Source organism: Kribbella sp. NPDC048915 (genome assembly GCF_040649595.1).
Taxonomy (GTDB): domain Bacteria; phylum Actinomycetota; class Actinomycetes; order Propionibacteriales; family Kribbellaceae; genus Kribbella.
On record NZ_JBEZFT010000011.1, the window covers coordinates 117,478 to 127,161 of the forward strand.

A 9,684-nucleotide genomic window follows, 5' to 3' on the forward strand; every position below is an offset into this window, starting at 1 on the left:
TGGAGCTCCGTTGCCTACGACAACCGGTTCACGATGGAGCGGTAGACACCGGGCAGCGCGGCCGCGGCCGGCACGATGCGCGGAGCGAGGATTGCCCGGTTGCGGGCCCAGAGCAACGATGCGGTCAGCAACCGGCACTCCCAGGACACCCGTCGCCAGGCCGCCTCGTAGTCCTGCGGCCGATCAGCGCGAACACACTCGACCAATTCGGCGGAGGTCCGGACGGCGACCGCGATCCCTTCGCCGGTGAGCGCGTCGACGTATCCGGCCGCGTCGCCGACCAGCAGCACCCGCCCGGCGGTCCGAGCGCGGACCCGCTGACGCAGCGGCCCGGCGCCCAGCACGTCACTCGCGGCCTGAGCGCCACGCAGCCGGCGCTGCAACCGCGGGAACGCGTCGAGGTGGGAGTCGAAGGTGCCCCGCGCCGAGGTCAAGATCGCGACCCCGACCAGGTCGTCGGCAACCGGGGTGACGTAGGCCTCCCCCAGACCGGACCAGTACACCTCGACCAGGTCGGTCCACGGCGCGACCGCGAAGTGCTGCCGCAGGCCCCGCCGCACCTCGACGCGACGGCCGGACACCGCGAGACCGAACTGCCGGCGAATCGGCGAGTGCAACCCATCGGCAGCCGCCAAATACCGAGCGGTCACCCCCGCGGCGGTCACGGACGTCGCGTTCTGCATCACCGGACCGACGCGCGCACGCACGACCGGTACGTCGAGCTCCGCCAGGCGGGACATCAGCGCGGCGTGCAACGTCGTACGGCGAACTCCGAGACCAGGGCCGGCGGCGAACCGAGCGTCGACGGAGTGCTGCGCGTCGAGATAGCGGATGCCGTGGAACGGCCGGCCGGAAGGTTTCACGCCGAGCCGCGACAGGTACGACGCCGCGCTGTGCGCGATCCCCTCGCCGCAGGCCTTGTCGATCGGCGCGGTCCGCGGCTCGACCACAACCACGGACAACCCGGCCAAGGCGGCGCGGATGGCGGTCGCGGCTCCGGCCGGTCCTGCACCCGCAACCAGCAGGTCGACCTCCGGCCGCGCGGCAGCAGAGCTCACGGCACCAGGGCGGACTTCAGTGCCGCTTCCTCGGTACGGATGCGGACCGCGAGCAGCGGGATGTTCAGCACGGTGAAGACGAGTGCCGTCACCCACGCGGTGTGCACGAGCGGCAGCGCGATCCCCTCGGCCACCACCGCCACGTAGTTCGGATGCCGTAGCAGCCGGTACGGGCCACGGGCGACCAGCCGAAGCCCAGGTACGACGATCACCCGTGTGTTCCACTGATGCCCGAGTACGGCGATGCACCACCAGCGCAGGCCCTGCGCGAGCAGTACGACCGCGAGCATCGTCCAGCCCAGCCACGGTACGAACGGCCGGTGCGCCGCCTCGATCAAGCAGGCCGCCAGCAGCAAGGTGTGCAGCGCGACCATGAACGGGTAGTGCCCGCGCCCCGACTCGACGCCGCCCTGGGCGAGACTCCACCGGGCGTTGCGCAGCGATACGACCAGCTCGACCACCCGCTCGAGGGCGACCAGCAGGACCAGCGCGACGTACCAGCCGTACATCACCACTCCAGGAGCACGAGTTCGGAACAGAAGCCCGGCCCCATCGCCAGCAGCAGTCCGGGGCCCTCAGGGGCAGGATCCAGCTTCAGAGTGTCACCGAGCACGTGCAGCACCGAGGAGGACGACAAGTTGCCGACCGCATCGAGGGACCTCCAGGTCAGGTCCAGCGCGCCGGGCCGCAGTAACAGCGTCTCCGCGACTGCCTCGAGCACCTTCGGCCCACCCGGATGGCTCACCCACGCCCCGATCTCGGGCACGGTCAGCCCGGCCGAGTCGAGGAACACGCGGACGTCGTCGCCGAGGTAGGTCCGCACCACGTCCGGTACGTCCGCGCCGAGCACGATCCGGAACCCGCCCGACCCGACGTCCCACCCCATCACTCGCTCCGAGTCCGGGTACAGCCGGCTGCGCGTCGCGACCACCGACGGCCCGGCCGCAGCCGGATGATCCGACCCCGTCATCAGCACCGCCGCGGCGCCGTCGCCGAAGAGCGCACCGCCGACCAGATTCGGCAACGACGAGTCGTCGCGCTGCAAGGTCAGCGAACACAGCTCCACCGACAGCAGTACGGCGACATGCGATGGCCACGCGGTCAGGTAGTCGTGCAGCCGCGCGATGCCGGCCGCTCCCCCGACACACCCCAGGCCGAACAGCGGCATCCGTTTCACGTCCGGCCGCAACCCCAGCCGCAGCGCCACGCGGGCGTCGATCGACGGCGCCGCCACGCCGGTCACGGTGGTGAACATCAGGACGTCGACGTCGTCGAGGGTCAGCCCGGCGTCCTTGACCGCGCCCGCGACCGCCTCCGCGCCGAGGTCGACGGCGGTCGCGATCCACGCGTCGTTCGCCGCACCGAAGTCCTTGAGGCCGGCGTACTGCTCCAGCGGCAGCGCGAGATGCCGGTGCGACACGCCGGCGTTCGCATGCAGCCGGCGGAGCAGCGCCGTACCGCTGCCGTCCGGGAGGCAGATCGATGCGAACGCGTCGGTGAGCTCGGCCTGTGGATATCGGTACGGCGGGAGCGCGGGCCGGACCGCTGCGATCCGCGTCATCGTGGCATCGTTACGTCGGTGGGCACGCCGGGTGGAGCAGGTGGTCGAGCCGTCAGGACCGCGAAAGGCCTGGCGCTGGCCTGCCATCCGGGGCCGACCGTCGCCGTCACCGCCCTGGTCACGGCCGTCGCGTGGTCGGCCGGACGAAGCCCGGCCGGGTGTCTTCTGGTCGCAGCAACGATCCTCACCGGCCACCTCTCGATCGGCTGGAGCAATGACGCGATAGATGCCGCCCGCGACTCCATTGTGAACCGCCGGGACAAGCCTGTCGTGCGTGGACTGGTGAGTCGCCGGACGCTCGCGGTGGGCGCGGGCGTGATGCTGGTCGTCACCGTTCCGGTCTCCCTCGCCAACGGCCTCGCGTCCGGGCTGATGCACCTGCTGTTCGTCGCCTGCGCCTGGGCCTACAACCTGGGCCTGAAGTCGACGGTGATCTCCTGGCTTCCGTACGCCGTCGCGTTCGGCGCACTGCCCTCGTTCGTGACGCTCGGCACCGCACAAGTCTGGGCGCCGTGGTGGGCGACCACGGCAGGCGCCCTGCTCGGGGTCGGTGCCCATCTGGCAAACGTCGTCCCGGACCTCGCCGACGACCTCGCGACCGGGGTCCGCGGCTGGCCGCAGCGCCTCGGCTCCTACGCCCGGCTGCTGGCCCCGCTACCGCTCGCGGCGGCAACCGGGCTGCTGGTGATCGCCCCCGCGGGTGCGATCGGAGTCATCGGGTGGATCGCGCTGGCGGTCGTCGCCGCGCTGCTGGTCACGATCCTGGTGTGGCGCCAGGCGCCGTTCCTGATCACGATCGCGATCGCCGCGGTCAGCGTCATCTCCCTGGTGCTGCGTGGCGACGCTCTTGTCTAGGCAGCGTCTCCAGCGAGTCCGGCTTGAGCGGTGCGTTGCTGCCGAGGATCGCGGCGGTCAGCGCCTCGGCAGGCTCCTTGGCGGCGCGCGGGTTGGTGATCAGCACGAGGTCGATCGGCGGAAGCTCCGGCAGGCCGGCACTCGGCGGTGGCTCGACCAGGTCGGCCGGCATCAGCGAGCGGGCGAAGATCGCGATCCCGAGACCGGCGCGGACGGCGGCGAGAACGCCGTTCACGCCACGGACGATGCAGGTGATCCGCGCCGTACGGCCGGCCTGTTCGAGCGACTGAACGCCGAGCGACCGGCTCAGTGACGGCGCCTGGTACGCGACCAGCGGCACCGGGCCGTCGGGCGCTATCCGGGTCCCGGCGATGCCGGCCCAGACCAGCGGGTCGCGTCGGACGAGCCGGCCGTTCGGCTCGTACCCGCCGCCGGCACCGTGTTTCACGTACGCCAGGTCCAGGTGTCCGGACTCGACCCGGCGGAGCAGATTGGGGCTCTGAGCCACGGTCAGCTCGAGGTCGATCCGCGGGTAGAGCTGCCGGAAGTCACGCAGGATCTTCGGCAGCGGCGTCAGCGCGAGGTCGTCGGTCACGCCGAACCGCAGCCGGCCGCGGAGCTCGGAACCGGTGAAGTACCCGGCGGCCTCCTCGTGCGCGGCCAGGATCGTGCGGGCGAAGCCAGCCATCGCCTCGCCGTCCGCGGTCAGAGTCACGGTCCGCGTGTCCCGCACGAACAGCGGCCGCCCGACGGCCGCCTCGAGCTTGCGGACGTGCTGGCTCACGGTCGGCTGCCGGATGCCCAGCCGCTCGGCCGCCTGGGTGAAACTCAGCGACTGCGCGACCGCCAGGAACGTCCGCAACTGGTCCGGGTCGTACATCGATCGACCTCCCATTACGTGTCGCAATAAGACTAATAGGAGTAATTCGCTATGGGAATCCAAGGTCCAGCCCTGAAGATGGAACCTGTCCTCCCCTGACCAGTCCACTCGCGTAGGGATCGCTCTTGACCACCCGGGCCACCGGTTCTGTCCCGTCCACTGCCCCGACCTCTGTTCCGTCCACCGATCTCCATCGACACCGCTCCACCGACTCCACCTCCCGGGAGACGCGCACTCAGCGCCCCGGCTTCAAGGACACCTTCAGCGCACTGCGGGTCCGCAACTTCCGCCTCCTGGTCAGCGGACTGCTGGTCAGTTCGACCGGCGGCTGGATCCAGCGCATCGCCCAGGACTGGCTGGTGCTCACCCTCACCGGCAGCGCCACCGCGGTCGGCATCACGACCGCCCTGCAGTTCCTCCCCACGCTGACACTCGGCCTGTACGGCGGCGTGATCGCGGACCGCTTCCCGAAGCGGAAGATCCTGCTGGTCACCCAGATCACCATGGGACTGTGTGCCGGCGTCCTCGCGCTGACCGCCTTCACCGGCAGCGTGCAGGTCTGGCACGTGTACTCGATGGCCCTCGTGCTCGGCCTCGCCACCGCGGTCGACAACCCGACGCGGCAGTCGTTCGTGACCGAACTCGTCCCCCGGGAAACGGTCCGGAACGCGATCAGCATGGTCTCGTCGACGTTCCAGCTCGGCAGCCTGATCGGCCCGGCGCTCGGCGGGGTCCTGCTCGGCACGATCGGCGCCGGCTGGGCGTTCGCACTCAACGGCCTGACCTTCTTCGCCTCGATCAGCGCGCTGCTGCGGATGCGCGAGAGTGAGATGCCCGGCTTCCACGCCGCTCGCAAGGCGAGCGCGGGTATGCGCATCCGCGACGGGCTGCGCGACGGCGTGCGGTACGCGCTCGACGAGCCCGCCGTGCGCTGGGCGATCGCGCTGGTCGGGATCTACGGCATGTTCGCGATCAGCCTGCCGGTGACGCTGACCGCGTTCGCCGATCGGGTCTTTCACACCGGCGCATCGGGGTACGGCGTCCTGAACTCGGTCGTCGCGTTCGGCGCACTGGCCGGTGCGCTGCTTTCGGCCCGCCGCGTTCGGCAGCCCCGCCTGCGGAACCTGATCGCCATCGCCTGTCTGCTGACGATCAGCCAGGTGCTGGCCGCGATTCAGCCCTCACTGTGGACGTTCATGCCGGTGCTGGCCTTGATGGGCATGGCGACACTGATGTTCCTCACCGCGGCCCAGTCGATGGTCCAGCTGACCACTCCGGACGGCCTGCGCGGCCGGGTGTCCGGGATCTACAACCTGGTCTTCATCGGCGGCGGCGCCATCGGCGGTCCGCTGGTCGGCTTCCTGGCGCAGAACCTCGGCGCCCGCTGGGCCCTGGTGCTTGCCGGCGCGGTCCCGGCGATCGCGACGGTCGCGATCGGTCTCCGGCTGCGGCGCGACGGACAGTTCCGGCTGGTGGTCGTGCGGACCCGCTCCCCTTGGCACCAGGTGCCGATCCGGCTCAACCTGCAGCAGACGGAGATCCGGCTGGCGGCGCCGGAGAGCAGCCCGATCACCCGGACCTCGCGCCCGTTCGCGCTCGGCCGCCGGCAGCACGCCCGGATGGACTCGCACCTGCGACCGGCCCGCGCCCGGCGCCGGTCACAGCATCACTGAGGTACACCACCGAACTCCCGGGGCGGGGCTGCGCTGCCTTCCCGGCCCTGCCCCGGGCCCGCCAAGTTCACGCCAAGGTCGCACCATCTGAATACTTGACTGCGTAAATTAACCCGCCCTAGTCTCGACGGCGTCCGCTCACGCCCCCTGGAGGGACGTTCACATGTCCTTGAGACGCCGTACCGCCGCACTCCTCTCCCCTGTGCTGGTAGCTGTCGCTCTGGTGTCGGCAGCTTCCGCCGAAGCAGTCCCCGCGCCAGTGCAAGCACAGTCGCCGAAGCCGTCGTACCCGCAGGTCGCCGCCAAGCCGTTCATGGGCTGGAGCAGCTGGAGCCTGCAGTCGACCAACTACCCGGGCGTCAACCCCGACGGCCCCGGCAGCTTCATCAACGAGAAGAACATCCTCACCCAGGCCAAGGCCCTGGCCACGAAGCTCAAGCCGTACGGCTACGAGTACGTGAACATCGACGCCGGCTGGCAGGAGGGCGGCGACGAGTACGGCCGCCCGACCGCCAACCTGAAGCGGTTCCCGCGCGGGATGAAGGCGGTCGGCGACGACATCCACAAGCTCGGCCTGAAGTTCGGCATCTACACGGTCGTCGGTCTCGGGATGGACGTGTACCGCGACGGCAACACGCCGATCTACAACGCGCCGGGCTGCTTCACGCGCGACATCGTGTACCCGGACCTGCGCACCACCAACGGCTGGGACATGTCGTACAAGATCAACTACGCGAGCCCGTGCGCACAGAAGTACGCCGACTCGATCGTCGACCTGTTCGCCGAGTGGGGTGTCGACTTCATCAAGATGGACGGCGTCGGACCCGGCTCCTGGAAGGGCGCGCCGGACGACCCGAACCACAACAACACCGAGGACGTCGAGGCCTGGTGGCGCGCGGTGCAGAACGCGGACCGGCCGATGCTCTACACGTTGTCGTGGTCGCTCAGCCACCGGCACGCCGACGTGTGGAAGCAGAACTCGCACGGCTGGCGGATCGACACCGACGTCGAGTGCTACTGCGACACGATCGCCACCTGGAACAGCTCGGTGAAGTCCCGCTGGTGGGACCTGCCGCAGTGGATCGACGACGCCGGACCGGGCCACTGGAACAACCTGGACGCGGTCAACGTCGGCGTCGGTGAGATGGACGGCCTGACGGACGCCGAACGGCAGTCGTACATGACGTTCTGGGCGATCGCCGCCGCGCCGCTGTTCGCCGGCGACGACCTGACCAAGCTCGACCCGTACGGCCTGAAGCTGCTGACGAACCGCGAGGTGATCGCGATCAACCAGTCCGGCAACCCGGCCCGCCCGCTGAACCAGGACCAACTGCAGCAGGTCTGGTACGCGCAGAACACCGATGGCAGTACGACGGTTGCGCTGTTCAACCTGGCTGACTCGCCCGCGACCGCGACCGGGAAGTTCGACCAGCTCGGGATCGGTGGCAAGGCCACCGTCCGCGACATCTGGGCGAACCGGAACACCCGCGGCGTCACCGGCTCGGTCAGCGCCGAGCTGCCCGCGCACGGGTCGAAGCTCTACAAGATCACCCCGGACCGGCACGTCCCGGTGAGTATCCCGGCCGATGTCACGGCGACGGACGTCAGCCGTACGACGGTTTCCCTCAACTGGCGGCCGAGCGCGGGCTCCACGTCGTACAAGGTGTTCGCCAACGGCAAGCAGGTGGCGACGAGCACGAAGCCTTCCGTGGTGGCGACCGGCCTGCAGCCTGCGACGTCGTACACGTTCACGGTCAAGGGCGTGAAGGGCGGCCGGGCATCGGAGGCAAGCGCGCCAGTGACCCTCTACACGTCGGCCGCCGGCGGACCGGTGCGATACGAGGCCGAAGCGCCGACCAGCACCCGGACCGGTGACGCGAGCATCTCCAACTGCACGCTGTGCTCGGGCGGCGCGAAGATCGGGAACATCGGGTACGGCGCCACCGTCACGCTGAACGGCATCACGGTCCCGAAGACCGGGACGTACCTGGTCAAGATCGCCTACACCGACGGCGACACCAGCCGGCAGAGCATGCTGACGGTCAACGACACCGACAGCTACTGGGTGAACTACCACGGCCTCGGCGACAACGACTGGGGTACGCCACAGGTCACCTACCTGCCGATGAAGCTGACCGCGGGCAGCAACTCGATCAAGGTCAGCAACCCGAACGGCTACATCGCCGACATCGACTGGATCACGGTCTAGTCCTGGTCCACCTGATCCGCGGGGCCGGCTCCACCAGGGCCGGCCCCGCTGTGTTCAGCTCGGTTCAGCTCGGTTCAGCTCGGCTCAGCGCTGTTCGGCGTGGGTTCGGCGTGGGTTCGGCGTGGGTTCGGCGGCGTAGTGGATGGTCAGCGCGGTTCGACGGTGTAGTGGATAGTCTGCGCGACGATCTTCCCGTCCTCGACGACATACGAGTCGGCGCCATCGCGGACCTGGACCTTCGAGTCCTGGTAGGTCCACTCAAGAAAGCCGATCTTGTCCTCCGCGGCAACGTAGGTGTAATCGAACGCCGCATGCTCCGGCAGCTCGTCGGCCAGCATCATCGCCAGCTCCCGGACCCCGTCATGCCCGCGGAACGTGCCGCGGTTGATCAGGATCACGATGTCCTCGGACACGTTCCGTCGCAGATCCTCGGCCAGCACGTCCTCGAACGTCCCGCCCACCCAGTCGTTCGCGATGTTCAGATGATCGTCCAGCACCTCGCGCGCCGTCCGCCGACTCAGCTCGCCCACAACCCCTCCCCATGGTCGCCCAGCACCTCCCATGTTGCCGTCTCGCACTGCCCGGCGACAGTGGTCTCTGCCGGATGGCCCACGGGGATGCAGTCGCCGGCGTCAGCAGATCTCGCCCCAGCGCCCCCCGGTCCACGCCGGCCGGCCGATCTGCGGCCAATGTCGGGCAACCGGCACCTGGCTCAGTGGCGACGCAATCAACGTCTGCAGCTCCGACGCCCATCTGATGTCAGAGCCGTACGGCGGCCGTCCAAGCTGGTCAGGTCTGCACTGCCTCGACCACGCTCACCGTTCCGGCCGGGACAAGAGATCGATTTCGTTGCGCATAGCAACTATACGCTTGGATCCCTTCTTGTGAAAGGGATTCGGATGCGGTCACCGTCAGGCCATTGTGGATACTGTCACGATTTGTCTCGATCGAACATACGTTCTAATATGAATGCATGACAGTAGCGGCGCACTCTCGAGCCCCGGGCAGGCAGCAGCCCGCCGGGGACAGCGCCATGCCCTGTACCGTCCCGAGCCGCACCGCGGCGGACTGGAACGTCCCGAGCTGGACGATCCCGAGCTGGACTGCCGCCGGAATGCTCCAGCCACCGTCCTGGGTGCCCCCGGACTCCCCGGGTGCTGCAGAGTCCTCGTCTGCGCAGTCCGCGGCGACGGCGGAGTCCTCTGCGTCTGCGCAGTCCTCGATGGCGTCCTCGATGGCGTCCTCGATGGCGTCCTCGATGGCGTCCTCGATGGCGTCCTCGATGGCGTCCTCGATGGCGTCCTCGATGGCGTCCTCGGTGGCGTCCTCGGTGGCGTCCTCGGTGGCGTCGGTGGCGTCGGCGGAGGTCGCTGCTCGGACGACCGCGCAACTGGCCGCCGAGACCGCCGCGCTCGAAGCGGCCGCGCTCGAGGCAGCCGCGCTCGAGG

General features: G+C 69.4%; 9 protein-coding genes. 3 read left to right on the plus strand and 6 right to left on the minus strand.

Annotated features, from left to right (window positions below):
* Positions 1-14 precede the first annotated feature (14 nt).
* The 3 genes from AB0B82_RS09205 to AB0B82_RS09215 are packed head-to-tail and all read right to left on the minus strand — an operon-like array spanning position 15 to position 2,619.
* Positions 15-1,058 carry an FAD-dependent monooxygenase gene (locus AB0B82_RS09205; protein ID WP_360164362.1) on the minus strand — a complete coding sequence of 348 codons (1,044 nt, stop codon included), beginning with the start codon at positions 1,056-1,058 and terminating at the stop codon, positions 15-17.
* Positions 1,055-1,567: an isoprenylcysteine carboxyl methyltransferase family protein gene (locus AB0B82_RS09210; RefSeq protein WP_360164364.1), complete on the minus strand. Its 513-nt coding sequence runs from the start codon at positions 1,565-1,567 to the stop codon at positions 1,055-1,057. Before AB0B82_RS09210 ends, AB0B82_RS09205 begins: the two co-directional genes overlap by 4 nt.
* Positions 1,567-2,619 (minus strand): type III polyketide synthase, encoded by a 1,053-nt coding sequence (locus tag AB0B82_RS09215; protein WP_360164366.1) that lies wholly within the window; start codon positions 2,617-2,619, stop codon positions 1,567-1,569. The genes AB0B82_RS09210 and AB0B82_RS09215 overlap by 1 nt, the downstream gene beginning before the upstream one ends.
* A gap of 18 nt (positions 2,620-2,637) precedes the next feature.
* Here AB0B82_RS09215 and AB0B82_RS09220 point away from each other — a divergent pair, with 18 nt between their 5' ends.
* Positions 2,638-3,474 carry a UbiA family prenyltransferase gene (locus AB0B82_RS09220; protein ID WP_360164368.1) on the plus strand — a complete coding sequence of 279 codons (837 nt, stop codon included), beginning with the start codon at positions 2,638-2,640 and terminating at the stop codon, positions 3,472-3,474.
* Here the strand turns inward: AB0B82_RS09220 and AB0B82_RS09225 are convergent.
* Positions 3,437-4,354 carry a LysR substrate-binding domain-containing protein gene (locus tag AB0B82_RS09225; RefSeq protein WP_360164370.1) on the minus strand — a complete coding sequence of 306 codons (918 nt, stop codon included), beginning with the start codon at positions 4,352-4,354 and terminating at the stop codon, positions 3,437-3,439. The two genes, AB0B82_RS09220 and AB0B82_RS09225, sit on opposite strands and share 38 nt — an antisense overlap.
* A 125-nt stretch (positions 4,355-4,479) precedes the next feature.
* On the opposite strand from AB0B82_RS09225, the gene AB0B82_RS09230 reads away from it, so the two are divergent.
* Positions 4,480-6,027, plus strand: coding sequence for an MFS transporter (locus AB0B82_RS09230; protein ID WP_360164372.1), 1,548 nt, complete (start codon positions 4,480-4,482; stop codon positions 6,025-6,027).
* A 163-nt stretch (positions 6,028-6,190) separates the two neighbouring features.
* Positions 6,191-8,236: a fibronectin type III domain-containing protein gene (locus AB0B82_RS09235; protein ID WP_360164374.1), complete on the plus strand. Its 2,046-nt coding sequence runs from the start codon at positions 6,191-6,193 to the stop codon at positions 8,234-8,236.
* A 146-nt stretch (positions 8,237-8,382) separates the two neighbouring features.
* On the opposite strand, the gene AB0B82_RS09240 is transcribed toward AB0B82_RS09235, so the two are convergent.
* Entirely contained in the window at positions 8,383-8,766 is a 384-nt protein-coding gene (locus tag AB0B82_RS09240; protein ID WP_360164376.1) for a nuclear transport factor 2 family protein, read from the minus strand.
* A gap of 430 nt (positions 8,767-9,196) precedes the next feature.
* Positions 9,197-9,684: hypothetical protein (locus AB0B82_RS09245; protein ID WP_360164378.1), on the minus strand; the 488-nt coding region annotated here is incomplete at its 5' end.

What these genes read in the sequence shown, in the direction of transcription:
- AB0B82_RS09210 (WP_360164364.1), bottom strand. Translation starts at nt 1,567, where the DNA reads ATGTACGGCTGGTACGTCGCGCTGGTCCTGCTGGTCGCCCTCGAGCGG.
- AB0B82_RS09215 (WP_360164366.1), bottom strand. Translation starts at nt 2,619, where the DNA reads ATGACGCGGATCGCAGCGGTCCGGCCCGCGCTCCCGCCGTACCGATAT.
- AB0B82_RS09225 (WP_360164370.1), bottom strand. Translation starts at nt 4,354, where the DNA reads ATGTACGACCCGGACCAGTTGCGGACGTTCCTGGCGGTCGCGCAGTCG.
- AB0B82_RS09235 (WP_360164374.1), top strand. Translation starts at nt 6,191, where the DNA reads ATGTCCTTGAGACGCCGTACCGCCGCACTCCTCTCCCCTGTGCTGGTA.